The 21935-nt window shown below is 60.3% G+C and carries 17 protein-coding genes and 1 tRNA gene; 15 read left to right on the top strand and 3 right to left on the bottom strand.

Annotation, left to right across the window (positions count from 1 at the left end):
- The first annotated feature begins 427 nt into the window (after nt 1-427).
- On the top strand, nt 428-580 hold the full coding sequence (locus ACQZ5K_RS07970) for a DUF3309 family protein (protein WP_003495626.1): 153 nt from the start codon (nt 428-430) through the stop codon (nt 578-580).
- A gap of 106 nt (nt 581-686) precedes the next feature.
- Here the strand turns inward: ACQZ5K_RS07970 and ACQZ5K_RS07965 are convergent.
- Nucleotides 687-760, bottom strand: a tRNA-Cys gene (locus tag ACQZ5K_RS07965).
- 304 nt (nt 761-1064) lie between these two features.
- Here ACQZ5K_RS07965 and ACQZ5K_RS07960 point away from each other — a divergent pair.
- The 5 genes from ACQZ5K_RS07960 to exoR all read left to right on the top strand — a co-directional run bounded on the left by ACQZ5K_RS07960 (nt 1065) and on the right by exoR (nt 9301).
- Nucleotides 1065-1736, top strand: a complete 672-nt coding sequence (locus ACQZ5K_RS07960; RefSeq protein WP_448740070.1) for a protein-L-isoaspartate O-methyltransferase family protein — start codon at nt 1065-1067, stop codon at nt 1734-1736.
- Between the two features lie 389 nt (nt 1737-2125).
- Complete coding sequence (gene popZ / locus ACQZ5K_RS07955) at nt 2126-3133, top strand: cell division protein PopZ (protein WP_448740069.1); 1008 nt, start codon at nt 2126-2128, stop codon at nt 3131-3133.
- A 218-nt stretch (nt 3134-3351) separates the two neighbouring features.
- Nucleotides 3352-6195, top strand: coding sequence for a valine--tRNA ligase (locus tag ACQZ5K_RS07950; protein WP_448740068.1), 2844 nt, complete (start codon nt 3352-3354; stop codon nt 6193-6195).
- Nucleotides 6196-6658: 463 nt separating this feature from the next.
- A complete protein-coding gene (locus tag ACQZ5K_RS07945; RefSeq protein WP_448740067.1) occupies nt 6659-7942 on the top strand; it encodes an outer membrane protein transport protein in 1284 nt (427 codons plus the stop codon).
- Nucleotides 7943-8506: 564 nt separating this feature from the next.
- The gene (exoR, locus tag ACQZ5K_RS07940) at nt 8507-9301 is read left to right on the top strand and encodes an exopolysaccharide production regulator ExoR (protein ID WP_003509731.1); all 795 of its coding nucleotides are present in this window, start codon (nt 8507-8509) and stop codon (nt 9299-9301) included.
- 42 nt (nt 9302-9343) lie between these two features.
- Here exoR and xth read toward each other — a convergent pair whose 3' ends face one another.
- Nucleotides 9344-10141 (bottom strand): exodeoxyribonuclease III, encoded by a 798-nt coding sequence (gene xth, locus ACQZ5K_RS07935; protein ID WP_127756934.1) that lies wholly within the window; start codon nt 10139-10141, stop codon nt 9344-9346.
- Nucleotides 10142-10237: 96 nt separating this feature from the next.
- A complete protein-coding gene (erpA, locus tag ACQZ5K_RS07930) occupies nt 10238-10570 on the bottom strand; it encodes an iron-sulfur cluster insertion protein ErpA (protein ID WP_003509729.1) in 333 nt (110 codons plus the stop codon).
- 215 nt (nt 10571-10785) lie between these two features.
- Here erpA and ACQZ5K_RS07925 point away from each other — a divergent pair, with 215 nt between their 5' ends.
- The 9 genes from ACQZ5K_RS07925 to tatC all read left to right on the top strand — a co-directional run bounded on the left by ACQZ5K_RS07925 (nt 10786) and on the right by tatC (nt 21859).
- Nucleotides 10786-12003: a deoxyguanosinetriphosphate triphosphohydrolase gene (locus ACQZ5K_RS07925; protein ID WP_448740066.1), complete on the top strand. Its 1218-nt coding sequence runs from the start codon at nt 10786-10788 to the stop codon at nt 12001-12003.
- A gap of 75 nt (nt 12004-12078) precedes the next feature.
- Nucleotides 12079-13836 (top strand): arginine--tRNA ligase, encoded by a 1758-nt coding sequence (argS, locus tag ACQZ5K_RS07920; RefSeq protein ID WP_003522720.1) that lies wholly within the window; start codon nt 12079-12081, stop codon nt 13834-13836.
- Between the two features lie 66 nt (nt 13837-13902).
- Nucleotides 13903-16905: an SPOR domain-containing protein gene (locus ACQZ5K_RS07915; protein ID WP_448740065.1), complete on the top strand. Its 3003-nt coding sequence runs from the start codon at nt 13903-13905 to the stop codon at nt 16903-16905.
- A gap of 246 nt (nt 16906-17151) precedes the next feature.
- Nucleotides 17152-18168 carry a beta-N-acetylhexosaminidase gene (nagZ, locus tag ACQZ5K_RS07910; RefSeq protein WP_448740064.1) on the top strand — a complete coding sequence of 339 codons (1017 nt, stop codon included), beginning with the start codon at nt 17152-17154 and terminating at the stop codon, nt 18166-18168.
- Nucleotides 18169-18226: 58 nt separating this feature from the next.
- Nucleotides 18227-19075 carry a segregation and condensation protein A gene (locus ACQZ5K_RS07905; protein WP_173999888.1) on the top strand — a complete coding sequence of 283 codons (849 nt, stop codon included), beginning with the start codon at nt 18227-18229 and terminating at the stop codon, nt 19073-19075.
- Complete coding sequence (gene scpB / locus ACQZ5K_RS07900) at nt 19065-19799, top strand: SMC-Scp complex subunit ScpB (RefSeq protein WP_448740063.1); 735 nt, start codon at nt 19065-19067, stop codon at nt 19797-19799. The genes ACQZ5K_RS07905 and scpB overlap by 11 nt, the downstream gene beginning before the upstream one ends.
- Before the next feature lie 128 nt (nt 19800-19927).
- Nucleotides 19928-20134 (top strand): twin-arginine translocase TatA/TatE family subunit, encoded by a 207-nt coding sequence (locus ACQZ5K_RS07895; RefSeq protein ID WP_003509722.1) that lies wholly within the window; start codon nt 19928-19930, stop codon nt 20132-20134.
- Nucleotides 20135-20291: 157 nt separating this feature from the next.
- Complete coding sequence (gene tatB, locus ACQZ5K_RS07890) at nt 20292-21059, top strand: Sec-independent protein translocase protein TatB (protein ID WP_448740062.1); 768 nt, start codon at nt 20292-20294, stop codon at nt 21057-21059.
- Nucleotides 21056-21859: a twin-arginine translocase subunit TatC gene (gene tatC / locus ACQZ5K_RS07885; protein WP_003522727.1), complete on the top strand. Its 804-nt coding sequence runs from the start codon at nt 21056-21058 to the stop codon at nt 21857-21859. Before tatB ends, tatC begins: the two co-directional genes overlap by 4 nt.
- Nucleotides 21860-21935 lie beyond the last annotated feature (76 nt).

The raw sequence follows: 21935 nt of genomic DNA, 5'->3' as shown, positions 1-21935 counted from the left end.
TGTGCCTGCAAAGGAGAATTCGAGGAGCGTGGGGAGGGGCGGGAGAGATCTGGCGCACTGCCAGTGATGCCAGATCTCTCCGTCTCCCGCCAGTTTCAGGGTACGGGGGACTGGCGCTAATATGACGGACAACTGCCGATAGACATAGGCCGAGAAATTACCTCGAATAAATCGCTGCTTTGGTGAAGGCCGGTGAAGGCCGGCCCGCCGCAGGCCTTCAGGGGCTTTTGCGGCGATATAATTAGCCAGAGAATTACTTCCCGAGACGGAGCAGCCAAGGCCGCATTCCCGAATTTCCGGTGTAACCCGTTGAAACGGAAGAGGATGCCTTTCCACCATTATGCTGCCGGCTATACAGGAAAGGGAACTTTTTGGGCGTTTTATCGTTCAAACAGGCAGGGCACATGCCAATAGTGGAGGGTTACACATGCTCGGCACCATCCTCGTCATCCTGCTCATTCTTTTCCTGATCGGCGCACTGCCAAGCTGGGGTTACCATAATTATGGTTATGGCCCGTCAGGCGGTCTCGGACTGGTTCTGGTCATCGTCCTGATCCTGGTTCTGCTTGGGCGGATTTGATCATACGAAAAGGGGCAGCGTCGCTCGCATGATGACAGGCGAGTTGAACTCAAGCGCCTGTGTGGCGCTGCTCAGTTCATACCGAAATTGGGTGTGATGTAAGATTTGGAGGCCTCGCCCGGAATTGAACCGGGGTACAAGGATTTGCAGTCCTCTGCGTCACCACTCCGCCACGAGGCCTCAACCGCTCGTCGTCTTGAGCGATGGCGGGCATTTAGAACGAATCCATTTAGGGTGCAAGGCCCTAATTTCGAATGCGCTTGTTTTTTAGTTTCTGCGCACGAAGACAGATCGTTACGATAAAAAGTCTCCTTCATGGGCGTGATATCCTGTCGCTTTTTCCCACACATCCGGCTTAGCGCGCTTGAAAGCGTGCGCTTGGGCAATTATGAGATTATCCAAAGGCGAGGGTGAGCCCCTGCCGTTTTGAGCTTTTGGAGCCGAGGCTTCCCGACCGGCATCCGTGAAATTGAGGCGATACGATATGATGGATTTCGAAACCGCACGCGCCAATATGGTCGACAGCCAGTTGCGCACGACCGACGTGACGTCGCATTCCGTGCTGAAGGCGTTTTTGAGCGTGCCGCGCGAGGCATTTGTGCCGGCGGGCGTGCGGCAGATCGCCTATGTGGACGAGGACCTGCAGATCTGTCCCGCCCGCGATGGCCGTCCGGCCCGTTATGTCATGAAGACCTCGCCGCTGGCGAAGCTGCTGCAGCTTTCGGCCGTGTCGAAGGAGGACGTGGTGCTGGAAGTCGGCGGCGGTGCAGGTTATGCGGCCGCCATCCTTTCGCAGCTTGCCGGTTCGGTAGTTTCGCTTGAAAGCGATGAGGGGCTGGCCGCACAGGCGACCGAGACGCTCGCCTCGCTCGGATATGACAATGTCGCGGTCGTGACCGGCGACCTCGAAAAGGGCTATGCGGGCGAAGCGCCCTATGACCTCATTTTCATCAACGGCTCGGTTGAGGAAGTGCCGGCGGCACTGACCGACCAGCTGCGTGACGGCGGCCGTCTGATCGTCGTCGTCGGATATGGCGGCGCCGCGAAGGCCACCGTTTATCGCCGCGATGGCAACAGCACATCGGCCGCCACTTTCTTCAATGCTTCGGTCAAGCCGCTGCCGGGTTTTGCCAAGGCGGCCGAATTCGTTTTCTGATCGGCAAACGATCCTCTTCTTTTTGACGCCGGGGTGGAGTTTCCGCCCCGGCGTTTTTATGTTCGGTTTGCCGGCGGGGCGCGTCCTTTCGGGCCGTTCTCACAAAGCTGTGCATCATCACGAAACTTGTCGAATCAGTGATTTAGTTCCTCGCTATGCTGACCTAAACTAAGGGTGATTCGGGGTGTGCGTATTTCTGCCCCGCATGATCCTGCGACAGGGACGGCGAAATGCTCAAACGCTTGGCCGGCCATGTTTCAGAGCATCGGTGTGACGATCGATTTCGGTTGTCGAAAACGCGATGTGAAAATTGAACAGGTCAAGGAGCGCTCATCCGGTGTCCGAGGGATGCGGCAAGGGCGTTCGAAGAGTGGAAACCGGGGATTGATATGGCTCAGCCAAGCGTAGCGCGTGAACCGTCCATGGAAGAGATTCTGGCGTCTATCCGCCGGATCATCGAAAGCAACGAGACCGGACCTGCCGGTGCGTTTTCCGCGCAGTTGCCGCCGGTCTATGACGATGAAGACGAGGCCGCGAGCGAAGCGGCCTTCGTGGCGGAGCCCATCAGCCCGCCGGCGCGCGTTCCCCCCGCCGCAAACCAGGCTTTTGGCGCACGGCCTGCGCAGGATTTTTCGCCGATTTCTGAAGGGCCTATGGCTGAACGGCAGGAAAGCTCTGCCGAAAAGACCATGTCGCTTGCCGATGTCGCTGCCCGTGTGCGTGCCGCCGCAGACCGTAACGCCGCCATGGGGCCGCAGGCTTTCGCCGCGCAGGCCCAGCGTGGCGCGGCCGAGACCGCGCCGTCGGCTGCTGCGCCGGCTCTATCGCAGCCTTTGTCTGCGCCGTCTTCCGAACGCGCCGCACCGCAACGCCCGACGGATGTTCGGCCGCTGATGGCGGCTGCGTCCGCCGCGAGCGTGAGCGAGCAGCCGGCATCCAGCGTGAACGAGCAGCCGGTATCTTTTGCCGCTGAGGATCGCGCTGCTGCTGCCGCCATCGAAAGCGCGTCTTCGGCCGAAAACCGTTTCGATCAGCTTTCGCTGCGCGGCGCCCTCGAAACGCCGCTGACAGCGGAGCGTTTCGACATAGCGGTGCTGGAACCTGTCGTTGAGAAACCGGCATTCGATCTGGCCGAGCCACAGGCAAAAGACGAGGCGGGTGTTGAGGGCGGTCTGTCGCTCAATCTTCTTTCCGCTGCTGCCGGTGCGCAGATCGCCCGTTCGTTCAGCGAGCTTGCAGAGGTTTTCGACGGCGTCGAGCGGCGCTCGATTGAGGATATGGCCGCCGAAATGTTGCGTCCGATGCTGCAGGATTGGCTGGAAGACAATCTGCCGACGCTCGTGGAGCGTCTGGTGCGCGAGGAAATCGAGCGCGTGGCGCGCGGTTCGCGCCGCTAAGTTCCGCTCCGGCCGCATGTGCGATTGCGGCGGATGCGACGAAACAGGGGCCGCTCCGGCATCGGGGCGGCTTTTTTGTTGAAGATGAAGGTGTTATGGGGTCATAGTCACCCGTGGGTCCGCTCAATGGTTGGCTTGAGGGCGGGTTTCTGTTGACTCTCTCCCGTCCATCCTTATTTAAAAAATCCACACAAGAACTCTAAAATTCAGGTCAGGAAATGCTCGAAAAGACCTACGATTCCGCATCCGTCGAACCGAAGATCGCCAAAGCCTGGGACGAGGCTAACGCTTTTCGTGCCGGCGCCAACGCCAAGCCGGGCGCGGAAACCTTCACCATCGTCATCCCGCCGCCGAATGTGACCGGTTCCCTGCATATGGGCCACGCGCTCAACAACACGCTGCAGGATATTCTGGTCCGCTTCGAGCGCATGCGCGGCAAGGACGTGTTGTGGCAGCCGGGCATGGACCATGCCGGCATCGCCACGCAGATGGTCGTCGAGCGCAAGCTGATGGAGCAGCAGCTTCCGGGCCGTCGCGAGATGGGCCGCGAGGCTTTCGTGGAGAAGGTCTGGGAATGGAAGGCCGAATCCGGCGGTTTGATCTTCAACCAGCTGAAACGTCTCGGCGCCTCCTGCGACTGGTCGCGTGAGCGCTTCACCATGGATGAAGGTCTCTCCGAGGCGGTTCTCGAAGTTTTCGTCACGCTCTACAAGCAGGGCCTGATCTATAAGGACAAGCGTCTGGTCAACTGGGACCCGAAGCTGCTGACCGCGATTTCCGACATGGAGGTCGAGCAGATCGAGGTCAAGGGCAATCTCTGGCACCTGCGCTACCCGCTCGAAAAGGGCGTTACCTATCAGTATCCGATCGCTTTCGATGAGGAGGGCAAGCCCACCGAGTTCGAGACCCGCGATTATATCGTCGTCGCCACGACGCGTCCGGAAACGATGCTCGGCGATACGGGTATTGCGGTGAACCCTGAGGATGAGCGTTACAAGGGCATTGTCGGCAAGCACGTCATCCTGCCGATCGTCGGCCGCAAGATCCCGATCGTTGCCGATGACTATGCCGATCCGACCGCCGGCACGGGCGCCGTGAAGATTACGCCTGCGCATGACTTCAACGATTTCGAAGTCGGCAAGCGCTGCGGCCTGCGCGCCATCAATGTCATGAATATCGACGGCACGATCACCATCAAGGATAACGAGGATTTCCTTGAAGGCCTCAGCCATCCCGCTGCGCTCCACGGCGCATGGGATCGTCTGGAAGGACAGGATCGCTTTACCGCGCGCAAGATCATCGTTGAAATCTTCGAAGAGGCCGGGCTGCTCGACAAGATCGAGCCGCACAAGCATGTGGTGCCGCATGGCGACCGCGGCGGCGTGCCGATCGAGCCGCGCCTGACCGACCAGTGGTGGGTGGACAACAAGACGCTGGCGCAGCCGGCGATTGCCTCGGTTCGCGAAGGCCGCACCAATTTTGTGCCGAAGAACTGGGAAAACACTTACTTCCAGTGGATGGAGAACATCCAGCCGTGGTGCATCTCGCGGCAATTGTGGTGGGGACACCAGATTCCCGCATGGTATGGCCCGGACGGGCAGGTCTTTGTTGAGAAGACCGAAGAAGAGGCCCTGCAGGCCGCCATCCAGCACTATATCGCCCATGAAGGTCCGTGGAAGGCCTGGGTCGAAGAGAAGCTTGAGAACTTCGCGCCGGGCGACATCCTGACGCGCGACGAAGACGTGCTCGACACCTGGTTCTCGTCGGCGCTCTGGCCGTTCTCGACGCTCGGCTGGCCTGAACAGACGCCGGAACTGGCGCGTTATTACCCGACCAACGTGCTGGTCACGGGCTTCGACATCATCCCCTTCTGGGTGGTGCGAATGATGCAGATGGGTCTGCATTTCATGAAGGACGACGCCGGCAATCCGGTCGAGCCTTTCAGCACGGTCTATATCCACGCGCTGGTTCGCGACAAGAACGGCCAGAAGATGTCGAAGTCCAAGGGCAACGTCATCGACCCGCTGGAACTCATCGACGAATATGGCGCGGATGCGCTGCGTTTCACGCTCGCCATCATGGCGGCGCAGGGTCGCGACGTGAAGCTCGATCCGGCACGTATCGCCGGTTACCGCAACTTCGGCACCAAGCTCTGGAACGCCACGCGCTTTGCCGAGATGAATGGCGTCAAGCGCGATCCGCACTTCCTGGCTGAAACCGCATCGCTGACCATCAACCGCTGGATCCTGACCGAGCTTGCCAATACGGCGCGCGACGTGACGGCGGCGCTTGAGAACTTCCGCTTCAACGATGCGTCAGGCATTCTCTATCGTTTCGTCTGGAACCAGTTCTGCGACTGGTATCTGGAACTGTTGAAGCCCGTCTTCAGCGGCGAAGACGAAAAGGCCAAGAGGGAATCGCAGGCCTGCGCGGCCTATGTTCTGGACGAGATCTACAAGCTCCTGCATCCCTTCATGCCCTTCATGACGGAAGAGCTGTGGGCGCATACGGCGGGCGAGGGCGAGGAGCGGGATAATCTGCTTTGCCTGACCGACTGGCCGGTGCCGGAATTCCGCGACGATGCTGCGGCGGCCGAAATCAACTGGCTGATCGATCTCGTCTCCGGCATTCGCTCCGCGCGCGCCGAGATGAACGTGCCGCCCGGCGCCACCGCTTCGCTGGTGGTTGTCGGCGCCAATACCTCCACCGAAGCGCGGCTCGACCGCCACGCCGCCGCCATCCGGCGCCTGGCGCGGGCGGATGAAATCCGCGCCGCCGATGTCGCGCCGAAGGGCTCCGCGCAGATCATCGTCGGTGAGGCCACGGTCTGCCTGCCGCTCGGCAAGCTCATCGATCTGGCCGCCGAGGAAGCCCGTCTCGAAAAAGCAATCGGCAAGGTGGATGCGGAAATGGAACGCATCGACAAGAAGCTGTCGAACGAAAAATTCGTGGCCAATGCCGATCCGGAAGTGGTCGCCGCCGAGCGCGAGCGCAAGGCGGAGCTGGAAGTGCAGCTTGCAAGCCTGAGAACGGCGCTCACGCGGGTCAGCGAAGCGGGGTAATAGCTGCCTCCGGCTCTTTTATGGAAACAAAATCGCCCCGTTCGAAACGGGGCGTTTTTTGTTTCTGCGTAACAATTCGTCTCGATTGATTGCTGCACTGCAATGGCGAATCATGGCGCACCCGAAAGAGCGATTATTTCACGCCATGTCCGGTCAAAAACCTCTGAAACAGCCGAAAAATCCAACAAAAACGGCCTGATAAGCGCGTTTCCTCGGGAAACCCGTGAGTGTGGTTATTTAGCGACAATTCCTGCCTCAAGTGGGAATTTGTTTCATTTTATGTCTGATTGCTTCAATTGGATTAGAAAAATAACCTAAAATGATTATGCAAGGGGATCGACATGAAATTCTTACGTAAAAATTGGAGAAGTGTCGCAGAACTGTGCCAGAGTGCGGCAGATTGTCATTTGCTGCGAAGCGCTTCACTCTTTTGATGATCACATTGCCTTGATTGGGGAGAGAGATGGCAAAAACTGCAATTTTTCGCGGCGCGGTATGTTTCGCAGTCAGCATCGCGGCGGTAACGCCCTCACTGGCGAGTGGCCTTGAGCGCGGCGGCTACAATATCGATCTGCTGTTCGATCCGTCCGACTACGTTCTCGACAGTTCCGCCACTTTCGTCGCGCCGCAGCGCAAGGTGGAGAATGCGCGCGACAATCCGCTGAAGAGCGGGGGTCCGCTGCCCGGTTCCTGGTCGACCACCGCCGACGATTCTGAAAACTACTGGTCGACGCGTGTTGGCGCCAAGGCGGCCATCGGCGATTTCGGCGACTGCATGTTCGACTATTCGCAGCCCTGGGGCGCGGATTTGAACCCCGGCATCTGGCAGGGATCGAGCTACAATATCGAAACCAAGGTCAAATCGCATAACTACGCCACCACCTGCCGCGTGAAGTTCGATCTCGGCAAGGGCGATTTCTCGATCATCGGCGGCGGCTTCTATCAGGAAGTCAGCGGCTATAAATACCGTCAGGTGGTTTCCCCGACGCTGCTCGGTCCGGCTTATCCTTCCCTTTATTCCGGTGTCGGCAAGCTCGATATGGAAGGCGACGGCTGGGGATGGCGCGCAGGTATCGCCTATGAGATACCGGAAATCGCTTTCCGCACGAGCCTCGTTTATAACAGCGCGGTCGATCACGATCTGAACGGTACGGTCGACCTCAGAAGCCTTCCGGCAGCTGGCAGCCCGGCTCTCATCGCTTACGGCGGCAAGGTTACTCCGGTTTACGGCTCGGTTTCCATGCCTGACAGCCTGGAACTCAAGGTGCAGTCCGGTATTGCGGCGAACTGGCTCGCTTTCGGTTCGGTCAAGTGGACGGACTGGAGCCAGATCCAAGTCGTGCCTTTCTGCCAGGTCGGTGTTCCGTCCTGTATTGCGGGCGTCACCTCGCTCACCACGCTCGATCTTTATTATCGTGACGGCTGGACGGTTACCGGCGGTATCGGCCACAAGTTTAACGACCAGTGGAGCGGCGCCGTCAGCCTGACCTGGGATCGCGGCACATCGACGGTTATCGGCACGCAGACCGATACCTGGATGGTCGGCACCCAGCTCGTTTATTCGCCCACGCCGAACGTCGAGTTCAAGATCGCCGGCGCTGTCGGCCTGCTGACCTCGGGTGAATCCTCGATCAGCGGCGGCCGCTGCAGCAACGTCGGCACCGCGACCTGCGGCGACGAGGCTGGCTATAGCTTCGGCAGCGATGTCGTGGCGGCGATCTCGACCGGCGTGAAGGTCAAGTTCTGACATCATCCTTCCGTAGATGCTAAAATAAAGGTCCGGTTTACCAACCGGGCCTTTTTTCATGCGCGACTATGATTCCTGCTCGATAAAATTTTCTAGCCCGAAAGTTTTGTGACGATTTGGCAACACTTTTCTGCAAGCGTGTGGTCGCGTTGGAATGTGAGCATATCTGTCCATTTCCCGCCACAAACAGGGTGCTTGGCTTATGTTTAGGGACGCGGGAATGGAAGAACATGCAGGCGTTTGATGTGGTGGTGCGCAAGGCCGGAAAGTGAAAACGGGTTTGGATTCAGGGTTTAAGCAAGTAATACGGGAATTTCATCCGGCTTTCTTGTTTGGCGCTGACCGGTGGACGGTGAAATGCCGTTATATTGCCGGAAATTATGCCTATATCTGTCTCACTGGAAAATTAGGGCAATTGCCGCAAAAGACCACCGGTGGTGCGCTGGAAAGTGCTGCCGGAAAGACGCAGTGTGTTCGAAAAATCGCGACCCGGCGGGGTTCGGCTTTGCAGTATTCCGCAAGTATTGGCTATATGCCGGGAAGAGTTAAGAGAAGTTCGCTGAAATGCTGAAATGTGAAGCCAACGTTTTAAAGCCGCTCCTCATGGGCATGTTGCTTGCGTCGCTCGCAATGCCTGCTGCGGCTTTTGACATCAATGCGGGCGTGACCAAGGAATCCGGCCCCTTCGACCTGTTCAAGTTCGGCTTCAAGGCCTACAAGAACGGCAACAAGGGTGAAGCCGTCGAGGCCTATCGCTACGCGGCTGAAAAGGGCCATACCGGCTCGCGCTGGGCGCTTGCCAATATGTATGCCTATGGCGATGGCGTCGCCAAGAACGACTTCGAAGCTTTCAAGATCTACAGCGAAATCGCCAATCAGGGTGTGGAGCCGGGTTCGGAAGATACCGGCTTCTTCGTCAACGCGCTGCTTTCCCTTGCCGATTATTACCGTCACGGTATTCCCGGCAGTCCGGTGAAGATGGACCTGTCGCAGGCCCGCCAGCTTTATTTCCAGGTTGCTTCCACCTTTGGCGTCGCTGAGGCGCAGTTCCGTCTGGCGGAGATGATTCTCGCCGGCGAGGGCGGCCGCGCCGATGTACAGCAGGCCAAGAAGTGGCTCAACCAGGCCCGCAAGCACGGCCATGCCGGCGCCATGTCGATTTTCGGCAACCTGATCTTCCAGGAAGGCCAGACGACGCAGGGGCTGGCCTTCATGACCGCGGCGCTCGACAAGTGCACGGCGGCGGACTGCACCTGGATACAGAACCTGCAGGAGCAGGCTTTTTCGCTCGCCGGTGAGAACGATCGCCGCGCCGCCATCGCCATGGCGCAGAACATGCAGTTCAACGATCCGGATTGAGGGTGCTGATCGGGGTGGTTTTATCCACCCGCCAGGAGTGGCTCAGCCGACCGGACTGAAATCGAAATAACCGCAGACCGGCACATGGTCGGACGGTTTTTCCCAGGCCCGCACATGTTTTTCGATGCTGACGGATTGCAGCCTGTCGGCAGCTTCGGCCGACAGCATCAGATGATCGATGCGGATGCCATTGTTTTTCGGCCATGCCCCGGCCTGATAATCCCAGAAGGAATAAAGTCCTGCTTCATCCGTGGTTGCACGCGCCGCATCGGTGAAGCCCAGATTTTCCAGCTTGCGGAAGGCTGCACGGGTCTTCGGCAGGAATAATGCGTCGCCTTCCCACACGCGTGGGTCGTGGCAATCGAACGGCTCCGGGATGACATTGTAGTCGCCCGCGAGGATCAGCGGCTCCTCGAGCGCGAGGCGATCTTCGGCAAAGCGCCGCAGCCGTTCCATCCAGGCAAGCTTGTAGGGATATTTCACCGGATCGTCCGGCGGATTGCCGTTCGGCAGGTAAAGCGAGCAGACGCGGATCGCGCCGCCATCGACGGAAAACACGCCCTCGATGAAACGCGCCTGTTCATCGGCATCGTCACCCGGCAGGCCGCGATTGACCTCGTCGGGCTTGACCTTCGAGAGCAGGGCGACACCGTTGAAGCCCTTCTGGCCATGAGTCTCGACATGATAGCCGAGCGCCTCCAGCTCCAGCCGGGGAAAACCCTCGTCGACCGATTTGATTTCCTGAAGGCAGACGATATCGGGCGATGAATCCTTCAGCCACTGGCAGAGGTTTTCGATACGCGCCTTGACGCCGTTGATGTTCCAGGTGGCAATCTTCATCGGAGTTTCCCTTTTGCGAGGGTACTTTTACCCGATGCAAAAGCGATTGCCACCGTTTTTGGAAAACGGCCCTGTGGATGTGGTGGAAAGATGATGTCAGATCGAGAAGCTGGTGCCACAGCCACAGCTAGCCACCGCATTCGGGTTCTTGATCTGGAACGACTGCCCAAGCAGATTGTCGACGAAGTCGATTTCGGAGCCGGCCATATAGACGACCGAGAGGCTGTCGATCAGCACCTTGGCGTCGCCGCGGGCAATCACTATGTCGTCATCGGCTTTGTCTTCGGCCAGATCGAACTTGTAGGAGAAGCCCGAGCAGCCGCCGCCTTCCACCGAGACGCGCAGCGCCTGTTTGCCGGCATCGGCCGCGACGATCTGGGCGATTCGCTTCGCCGCAGCTTCAGAAAGGGTAATGTCGCTGTTTTCCATGTCGTTTCTCCTGCCGGGGTCAAGAACCGGAGAGCAATAATCTCGTTGTCACCATTATAAACCGGTCAAATTAACGGTCTATAGCCTGTGTGAAGACGGTCAACGCGGCGATGATGCTTTGCGCCGACCTCTGCGATAGGTATGAAGGGTGAATGAAAAGGTCAATGGCCGAGACCAAAAGGAAGTCCCGGCTGGAGAAGACAACAGGTGGATGCATGATAATAGACCAGCGCGCATTGGGTTTCGGAAGCGGCGAGAGGGCGGTTTTCGCCTCGGATCCATGGACCACGCGCGGGCGTCTTTTTCCCGAAACCGGAAGCCTGACGCGCTCGGAGTTCCAGCGCGACCGCGATCGCATCGTCCACACGACGGCCTTTCGCCGCCTGAAGCACAAGACGCAGGTGTTCATCAGCCCTGATGGCGACCATTATCGCACGCGTCTCACACACACCATCGAGGTGGCGCAGATCGCCCGGGCGCTCGCCCGCGCGCTGAAGCTCGACGAGGATCTGGCCGAGGGCGTGGCGCTGGTGCATGATTTCGGCCATACGCCTTTCGGCCATACCGGCGAGGATGCGCTGGACGCGGTGCTGCTGCCCTATGGCGGCTTCGATCATAACGCCCAGTCGCTGCGCATCGTCACCAAGCTGGAGCGCCGTTACGCCGAATATGACGGCATCAACCTGACCTGGGAGACGCTCGAAGGTCTGGTCAAGCACAATGGCCCGCTGGTGAATGCGAAGGGCGAGGGGATCAAGGGGCCGGTTCCGCTGCCCATCCTCGAATATTGCGAGCTGCAGGATCTGGAAATCGGCAGCTATGCCAGCCTCGAGGCGCAGGTGGCGGCGATTGCCGATGACATCGCCTATAATACCCATGACATCGATGACGGGTTGCGTGCCGGTTATCTCACCTTCGAGATGCTGGAGGAGGTGCCGTTCCTCGGCGGCCTGATGGCCGAGGTGCGGACGAAGTATCCGGTGCTCGACAAGGAGCGTTTCGCCAATGAGATCATGCGTCGGCAGATCACCCATATGGTGGAAGACGTGATCGGCGTTGCGCAGCAGAATCTCGCCCGTCTGAAGCCGAAGAGTGCGGCGGATATCCGCGCTGCCGATTTCACCGTTGCGACCTTCTCGCCGGAAATGGCCGAGACCGACCGGCAGATCAAGAAACTGCTGTTCGGCCATATCTACCGGCATCCGGAAATCATGCGCATCCGCGCCGGCGCCACACAGATCGTCACCGATCTTTTCCACCGTTATATGGAAACGCCGGCGGAAATGCAGAGCCACTACTGGGTGGACAGCATTTCCGGCATGAGCGTGGCCGCAAAAGCCCGGCATGTGGGCGACTATCTGGCCGGCATGACCGACAGTTATGCACTGCGCGCCCACCAGCGGCTGTTTGACCGCACCCCCGATTTGCGATAGGGCAGCGGGCGATCGCGAAGCCGACCCGGTTAAAAGGCCGGATATAAACAGAAGCCCTTCGCGCAGGTTGGAACGATGAACATTTTTGCCGATTTCGATACCAGGATCAAAAACGCGCTCGAGACCCTCGATCTCGTGAAAGAGAACCGCGAAAAGGTCGATTTCAGTCGAATTACCGTCGAATCCCCGCGCGATCTCAGCCACGGCGATGTCGCAACCAATGCCGCCATGGTGCTGGCGAAGCCGCTCGGCACCAATCCGCGCGCGCTGGCAGAACTCATCGTACCGGCTCTTCAGGCCGATGGTGATGTGGACAGCGTCAATGTTGCGGGTCCGGGCTTCATCAATCTCAAGGTTTCGGTCGGTTACTGGCAGCGTCTTCTCGCCGACATGATCGGGCAGGGCGTCGATTTCGGCCGCTCCACTATCGGTGCGGGCCAGAAGATCAACGTCGAATATGTCTCCGCCAATCCGACAGGCCCGATGCATGTCGGCCATTGCCGTGGCGCCGTCGTCGGCGACACGCTGGCGAACCTGCTCGCTTTTGCCGGTTATGGCGTCACCAAGGAATATTACATCAACGATGCCGGCTCGCAGATCGATGTGCTGGCCCGTTCGGTGTTCCTGCGTTACCGCGAGGCGCTTGGCGAAGATATCGGCACCATTCCGTCCGGCCTTTATCCCGGCGACTATCTCGTTCCCGTCGGTCAGGCGCTGGCGGATGAATATGGCATCAAGCTGCGCGCCATGCCCGAGGAAAAGTGGATGCCGATCGTCAAGGACAAGGCGATCGACGCGATGATGGCGATGATCCGCGAGGATCTGGCGCTGCTCAACGTCCGGCACGACGTGTTCTTCTCGGAGCGCACGTTGCATGAGGGCAATGGCGGCCCGATCCTCTCGGCTATCAACGATCTCACCTTCAAGGGCCATGTCTACAAGGGCACCCTGCCGCCGCCGAAGGGCGAATTGCCGGAAGACTGGGAAGACCGCGAACAGACGCTGTTCCGCTCCACCGAGGTGGGCGACGACATGGACCGTGCGCTGATGAAGTCGGACGGTTCCTACACCTATTTCGCCGCCGACGTTGCTTACTTCAAAAACAAGTTCGACCGTGGTTTTTCCGAGATGATCTATGTGCTCGGCGCCGACCATGGCGGTTACGTGAAGCGGCTGGAAGCGGTTGCGCGCGCCGTCTCCGAAGGCAAGTCGAAACTGACGGTGCTTCTGTGCCAGCTCGTCAAGCTGTTCCGTGACGGCGAGCCGGTGAAGATGTCGAAACGCTCCGGCGACTTCGTCACGCTGCGCGATGTTGTCGACGAAGTGGGTCGCGATCCGGTGCGATTCATGATGCTTTATCGGAAGAATTCCGAGCCGCTGGACTTCGATTTCGCGAAAGTGACCGAACAATCGAAGGATAATCCGGTTTTTTACGTGCAATATGCACATGCCCGTTCGATGTCGATCTTCCGGCAGGCGCAGGAAGCTTTTCCGGGGCTTTCTCCTTCGGCTGAGGAGATGGCGGCATCTGTTGCTTTGATTAGCGATATCAATGAGTTGCAGCTGGTTGCAAAGCTTGCGGAATATCCGCGCCTGATCGAATCGGCGGCCCTTTCGCACGAGCCGCACCGGCTCGCTTTTTACCTCTACGATCTCGCCAGTTCCTTCCATGGACACTGGAACAAGGGTAAAGACCAGCCGGAATTACGTTTTATTAACGATAAAAACCGAGAATTGAGCATTGCCAGACTTGGGCTGGTGAATGCTGTCGCAAATGTTTTGAGGTCCGGCCTTACGCTTTTAGGAGCGGACGCACCTGCTGAAATGCGATAACATATCACCATTATTTGCTCACAATACGCTGGCAAGAGCTGCAATGCGTAGATGGTGGAACACGTAATGGTCGAAAAAAATGTCGCGTATAACCGGGACGCCCGGTCCGAAGGGTTCGCTGACAACGATCCTCTGGCAGAACTGGCGCGTATCGTCGGCTTCGAAGATCGTCCTTCGCATGCGGGTTCCGAGGCTGCGCCATCGGTGACCCGCCGCGAACCCGAATTCAATCTCGAAGATGAGCTTCTGAGGGAATTCGAGGTTTACGACGCACCGCACGCCGATCCGGTCGTTCTTGATCCGGCAAACGATGTTCGTGCGGGCATCCACCCCAACGATTTCATGCAGCGTGTCGAATCGGTTTTCGCCCGCCGCGAGCCCGAGCTTGCGCCGGCGGATGAACCCGCGCCCGTGGCCGCATCCGCACCGGAGGTGAGGGAAGAGCCGCTTCCGGAAGTCGATCAGGCCTATATTCACAACTACGTCGAAACGACCACCCAGGATATTCGCGCGGATTTCCGTGATGATGCCGGCGCGGTGGCGGAAGTTTTCGATGTGCATTCGCGCCAGTCGCGTCCCGCGGAGCCGATGGTTTACCAGCCGGCCGCCCACCAGCAGGTGGCGTGGGAAGAGCCGCAGGCCGCTGAGCCCGTGCAGCCCGAATGGCACGCCATGCCGGAGCTCCCGGCCGATGTTTCTAGCAATGTTCAGACCTATGCGCCGGAGCCGCAGGCTTTCGATCTCGCCGATGAGGTGGAAATAGCTGTCGCCGAGGAAGCGCCCGCACCGATTTCCGTGCGTCCGCCGTCGCATGGCGGCCGGTCTTCGCTGGAATTCTCCAGCCTGCGGCTGCCGCTTGCCAATTTCGGCGCGCGCCGGGATGTTTCGGCTGTCGATCCGAAGCGGGTTGAGCCGCGTTCCGAGCAGCCTGCCGCAGCCCGTATCGAGCCGCAGGTCGAAGCCGCTCCCGCGCCTGCCGTCGTTCAGGCGGTGGAGACCGCTCCGTCATTTGCACCTTCGGTCGCCGAGACCTTCACGCCGGCCGCAGAGTCTCTGGCGTTTGAGGTTGCCGAGAAGCCGGCAGCGAAACATCTCTCGCCGATGGACGAGCTGATTTACGACGTCGCGAAATATTCCATTCCCGGTCGCGGTGAAACACCGCTCGTGCAGGACGTTCCCGCTGCGCAGGCTGCGAAGGTGGAGCCGCCCGTGGTTGCCGCCGCGCCGGTGAAGGCGGCGCCGATTGCCGCTGCTGCGCCTGCAGCACCCGCTGAAGAGCTGGATTTCACTGATTTCGCCGGCTTCAACGATGATGATTTCGAGCTTGCGCTCGACGATCTCGATCTTGATCTGGACCTGTCTGAAATCGCGGAGGCGGAAGTTGCACCTGCGCCCGTGCCGCAGCCCGTTCGCCAGCAGCCGGTCGCTCCGGTCGCCGTTGCCGCCGTAGCACCGCAGCCGGTGAGGGAACAGCCCGCACCGCAGCCGCGCCCGGCTCCCATGGCCGCACCGGTAGCCGCCGTTCCGGTTCAGCCGCGCCCCGCTGTTGCAGCAGCACCGCAGCCAGTCGCACCGCAGACGCTGGAAAGCCTGCCTTTCGATCCTTCGCAGATCGGCGAGACGGAAGAACATCCGGAAACCATCGTCGAAATGGATGTGCCGGAACTGCCGGTCGGGGTTTTTGAACCCAAGCCGGCCGCGCGCCGTCACGAGGAAGATCTCGATATCGATACCGAGCTTGCGACGCTGTTTGCGCCTGCTGTCGCCGGTGGTCTCGATCGTCACAAACATGCGGAAAATCGCGGCGCCGCCCAGGCGCGTCCTGTTCAGGCTCCGGAAGAGGCCGATGAATTCGAACGGGCGCTGGAAGAGGATTTCCGTCGTTCCATGCAGGAGGCTGCGGCTTCTCGTGGCAACGCCCCGCGCGATGCCGAAAACACCTATGTCGACCATCAGGCGGCCTATCGTGATGAAGATGAACGCGGCGGTCGCCGCTGGATCATGCCGGTTGCCGCGGCAATCGGTCTGGTGCTGATCGGTGGCGGCGTTTACGCATTGGTTTCCGGCGGCTCGTCCAGCACGGGTTCCAACGGTGCGCCTGTTATCATCTCCGCCGACAATGACCCGATGAAGGTCGTGCCGGAAAATCCGGGCGGTCGCGTCGTGCCAAATCAGGACAAGGCGGTTTATGACCGTGTGGCTGGCGGCAGCGCTGCCGATCCGAAGCAGCCGGCGCTGATTTCCAGCAACGAGCAGCCGGTGGATGTGGTTCAGCGCACGCTGATCCCCGAACAATTGCCGCTTGAAGGCGAAAACGACGCGGATATGGAAGCCGCCGGCACGCCGGTTGGCGAGACCGAGGATCCACGCCTGCTTTCGCCGGAAGAAAAGGCCGCACAGAACGAAGGTTCGGCTGCAACCGGCGTTTCGCCGCGCAAGGTCCGCACCATGATCGTCAAGCCTGACGGCACGCTGGTTGCCCAGGAGGTCGAGGTACCGGCAGCCCAGCCGCCGAAGGCCGACAAGGTCGAGGAGCTTGCAGCGCCGCAGACCGCCAAGCCCGGTGAGGGCGCTCCCGCCGTCATCGCCGCATCGCGGGTTCCGGTCGCGCCGGAACAGGCTCAGCCGCAGGCAAATACGCCTGCCGCCGCTGCCAAGCCGGCAGCGCAGTCGGCAGCACCGCTTCCCGCGGCGCGTCCGTCCTCGCAGCCCGCCAATGTGGTGGCAACGGTGACCAACCAGGGCAATGTCCGTCCCGCAACAGCTCCGGCGCAGCCGCAGGCCGCGCAGCAGCAGACGGCAGCCGCGACCAGCACGCCTTCCGCCGGTGGCTACTACATCCAGATCGCCTCGCTGCCGAGCCAGGCCGAAGCCCAGAAGTCCTACCAGAACATGTCGGCCAAGTTCGGCTCGGTCATCGGTGGACGCGGCGTCGACATCAAGGCCGCCGAAATCGCCGGCAAGGGCACGTTCTACCGCGTCCGCATCCCGGCGGGTGACAAGAACGAAGCCGTGGCGCTGTGCGAAAAGTTCCGCTCGGCCGGCGGTAGCTGCCTCGTGGCGCGGTGATAGAGGCCAATACGGCTTGTAAGATTGGGGTTGCCGTCTAAGGCAACCCTTCTTTGGGTGGGGAAGGTTTTCCCCACACGCGACGTCATCCTCGGCCTTGTGCCGAGGATCTGCCAACGTTTAGCCAGCCGGTGGGTTGCAGATGCTCGGGACAGGCCCGAGCATGACGACGGAGAGTTTGACACTCCTCCCCACGCCTTTCGGTACAAGGCCATTTCCCATTCCATTTCCTGCGAGCGTGACACCATGACCGATTGCAAAGCTATGATCCTCGGATGCAGCGGGCTTTCGCTGACTGCCGACGAGATTGCCCTTTACCGCGATGAGCAGCCCTGGGGCTTCATCCTGTTCGGGCGCAATATTGGCGAGCCGCAGCAGATTACCGATCTCGTCGCCGCCATGCGCGACGCCGTCGGGCGGCCGGACGCGCCGGTGCTGATCGATCAGGAGGGCGGGCGCGTGCAGCGTATCAAGCCGCCGATCCTGCAGGCCTATCCGAACGCCCGCATTCTCGGTGAAATCTATGAGCGCGACCGGGGGGCGGGTCTGCGCGCCGCCTGGCTGATGTCGCGCCTGCATGCTTTCGACCTCATGAGATTCGGCATCAATGTCGATTGCCTGCCGGTGCTCGATGTGCCGGTGGAAGGCGCCAGCAATGTCATCGGCAACCGCGCTTATGGCTATACCCCGACCATGGTGGCCGAGATGGGGCAGGCGGCGGCCGACGGGCTGAAGGCGGGCGGCATGCTGCCTGTCATGAAACATATGCCAGGCCATGGCCGCGGCATGGTGGATTCGCACCATGAACTGCCGGTCGTCGATGTGCCGCTCGCTGAGCTGGACGCCCATGATTTCGTGCCGTTCCGGGCGCTGAACCGCGAATTGATGGCGATGAGCGCGCATCTGGTATTCAACGCCGTTGATCGCGAGCGGCCGGCGACGACCTCGCCGAAGGTGATCGAGGAAATCATTCGCGGCCGGATCGGATTTGACGGTCTGCTGATGTCCGACGACAGTTCCATGAATGCGCTGAAGGGCACGCTCGGTGAAAGAGCTGCGAATATTGTTGCGGGCGGCTGCGATATAGTCTTGCATTGCAACGGCGTGATGGGTGAAATGCTTGAGGTCGTGAAGGAGGTTCCCGTTCTTTCCGGCCGTTCGCTGGAGCGGGTGCGGGCCGTGGAAGCGGGTTTCCCCGTTGCGGACCCTTCCGACGAAGCGGAGCTGAGAGCCGAATTCAACGCCATGTGGGCCGTTTCCTGACAGTCGGGCGGCGGCCCGTTACTCGGGACGACAGGCCGGACGCCCGGCGGATGGAACAATGGCCGCAGACAAGTCTCGCAATTTAACACCGATGGACAAGCTCTGGCAGGATGTGACGCCGGAGCGGCTGACGGGCGAGGCCGGGCTGGTCATCGATGTCGCGGGTTTCGAAGGCCCGCTCGATCTGCTGCTGCATCTTGCCCGCACGCAGAAGGTCGATCTATCGCGCATTTCGGTGCTGGCGCTTGCCGAACAATATCTGCAATTCGTGGAAAGCGCGCGCCGCGTGCGCATCGAGCTTGCGGCCGATTATCTCGTCATGGCGGCGTGGCTCGCCTTCCTCAAATCCAAGCTTCTCATTCCGCAACAATCGAAGGATGACGGTCCCTCGGGTGAGGAAATGGCCGCGACGCTGGCGTTCCGGCTGAAACGCCTGGAGGCGATGCGCGAGGCGGCGGAACGGCTCGTCAACCGCGCCCAGCTCGGCCGCGATGTTTTTGCCCGTGGCGCGCCGGAGCATATTCCCCATATCAACCGCTCGGCCTATGAGGCGAACCTCTACGATCTCCTGAGCGCCTATGCCAATCTGCGGCAGCGGCAGGCGATTACCCAGGTCACGATTGAAAAACGGCAGGTCTGGTCGCTTGTCGAGGCGCGTGAGCTTCTGACCCATCTCCTCGGCGATGTCGGGGAATGGACCGTGCTCGATCAGTATCTGCTGCAATATGTGCCCGATCCCGCCATGCGGGTGACGGCGATTGCCAGCGCCTTTGCCGCTTCGCTGGAGCTTGTGCGCGAGGGCTCGCTGCAAATCCGGCAGGAGGGCGCTTTCCAGCCCATTTATATGCGTAAGGGTGGACGAGACGACCGTGCGGTGAATGCCGAAAGGACTGACAATGATGAATGACGACGAGACCGCCGAGGCCACCATCACGGCCGATGGGGCCGAGCCCGAACCCACGGTATTTTCCGAGCGCCAGTTGAAGGAGGCCGAGCGGATCGCCGAGGCCCTGGTCTTTGCCTCGTCCGAGCCGGTTTCCGTGGCTTTCATCGCCGAGCGCCTGCCGCGCGGCATGGATGTCGTCGCCATTCTGCAGCATCTCAAGGTTCTTTATGCGGAGCGGGGCGTCAATCTCGTGCAGGTGGGTGGGCAATGGGCCTTCCGCACCGCCGGCGATCTCTCCTTCGTCATCCGCGCCGAGGAAAAGGAGCCGAAGAAGCTGTCGCGCGCGGCGCTGGAAGTTCTGGCGATTATCGCATATCATCAACCGGTGACACGCGCCGAAATCGAGGAAATCCGCGGCGTTCAGACCTCGCGCGGCACGCTTGATGTGCTGATGGAGGCGGGCTGGGTCAGGTTCCGTGGCCGCAGGCGCACACCCGGCAGGCCGGTGACGATCGGTACCACGGTGGAGTTTCTCGACCATTTCGGCCTTGAGGAATTGCGGGATCTGCCGGGCCTTGAGGAGCTGAAGGGGGCAGGGCTGCTTTCCGGCCGCATTCCCTCCAATTTCGGCGTTCCTCTGCCGATGATGAGCGACGAATTGCGTGAGGACGAAGACCCGATCACGCAGCTCGATCTCGAGGAACTGGGCCTGCTTGCGCCGGGCGGCGGCGATGGCGACGACTGATATCGCCATCCTGTTGGCGGGGCCACGAAAACTTTATGCGCACTCGCTGTTGAAGCGACGATTTGTCGTTTGAAAAAGCCTTTCAAACGTCTTACATCGTCTGAAAGCGAAATTCAGGAGTTTCAGTTATGGGTTCTTTTAGTGTGTGGCATTGGCTTATCGTGCTGGTGATCGTTCTCGTCCTCTTCGGACGCGGCAAGATCCCGGAATTGATGGGCGATGTCGCAAAGGGCATCAAGAGCTTCAAGAAGGGCATGGCTGACGAAGACCAGACGCCGCCGCCGGCCGATGCCAACACGAAGACCGTCGACCACAAGGCTGACGAGATCAAGTAAGCGGCCTGTCGCCGCTTGGTGTGGGACTGGCGCTAGAGCGCCGTGCGTTCTTTCGGACGCACAAGGACGCTCTACCACTTGTATGTTGCGCATCGTTCCGGTCGAAAATCGATTCCGATTTTTGGGGCCGATGCGCTAGGGTCTCGGGAGCATATTGATGTTAGATATCGGCTGGAGCGAGCTTCTGGTGATTGCGGTCGTGTTGATCGTGGTCGTCGGGCCGAAGGACTTGCCGCCCATGATCCGCGCTTTCGGCAAGACGATGGCCGGCCTTCGCAAGATGGCGGGGGATTTCCGCACCCAGTTCGACGAGGCCCTCAAAGAGGCCGACATGGACGATGTGCGCCAGACCATCTCCGATGTCCGCAATCTTAACCCCACCAATTCGCTGCGCGATGCGATGAACCCGCTTCGCCAGCTTGGCAACGAGATCAAGTCCGATCTGCAGAAGGCGACCACCCCGCCGGACGGCCTGTCTTCCACCCAAGCGCCCGTCACAAGCGAGCCGGTTGCGCCGCTGGTGAGCGTGCCTGAGCCGGAGATGAAGCTGCCGGATGCGCCGCCTGTTGTCGCCGCATCCGCCGCGCCGGTCGCCGCAGCCGTCGCTGCGGAGGAGAAGCCGAAGCGGGCGCGGGCGAAATCGATTGCGACCGTGGAGGCCGAAACGGTTGCCGCCAAGCCCAAACGCGCCGCCCGCAGCAAGGCCGCAGCGGCAACGCCCGAAACCGCTCCGGCGACGAAAACCGCCGCGAAAACCAGTGAGCCCGCCGTTTCGAAGCCCGCTGTTTCCAATCCCACCGTGAAGGCCGTCGCCAAAAAGGCGGCCGTCAGGAAGGCTGCCGCAGACAAGGCGGTCGTGGCCGAGACCAAGCCGGCGAAAACGGCAAAAACCAAGGCCGCAAAGCCCAAAAAGGATGAAGCATGAGCGGGGATATCGAGGATAAGCCGCAGCCGCTTATCGAGCATCTCATGGAGTTGCGCACGCGGCTGATCTGGGCGCTCGGCGCGTTCTTCGTCGCCTTCATCGCCTGTTTCGCCGTTGCCAAGCACCTGTTCAACCTGCTCGTCATTCCTTACAAATGGGCGGTTCTCTGGGCGGGTCTCGATGTCACGAAATCGTCGCTGATCTATACCGCGCCGCAGGAATTCTTCTTCACGCAGATCAAGGTCGCCATGTTCGGCGCGATGGTGATCTCGTTTCCGGTGGTCGCCTCGCAGCTCTATAAATTCGTGGCGCCCGGTCTCTACAAGAACGAACGGGCGGCTTTCCTGCCGTTCCTCATCGCGTCGCCGATCCTTTTCCTCATCGGTGCGGCGCTCGTCTATTTCTTCTTCACGCCCATGGTCATGTGGTTCTTCCTCGCCATGCAGCAATTGCCCGAAGATGGCGAGGTGGCGATTTCGCTGATGCCGAAGGTGTCGGAATATCTCAGCCTCATCATGACGCTGGTTCTCTCCTTCGGTCTGGTGTTCCAGCTGCCTGTCGTCACCACGCTTCTGGCGCGTGTGGGGCTTTTGACCAGCGACTGGCTGCGGGAAAAGCGCAAGTTCGCGATCGTCCTCGCCTTCGTGGTCGCCGCTGTGCTGACGCCGCCGGATCCCATGTCCCAGATCGGTCTTGCGCTGCCTGCGATCATTCTCTACGAGATTTCCATCTACATGGCTCGACTCGTGGAGAGGAAACGTGCGGCGGAATCCAAAAGCACGGAGCTGGAGGAGACCTGACATTCTTGAAGGTCTCGCCGCTCACGACATTTCCTCGCGCCGGGCTCATGCCCGGCGTTTTGCTGTAAAACGCGAC

The organism is Agrobacterium sp. 22-226-1, assembly GCF_053522345.1.
The sequence above is the reverse complement of the archived record's forward strand: the minus strand, read 5'-3'. Positions and strand labels throughout refer to the sequence as shown.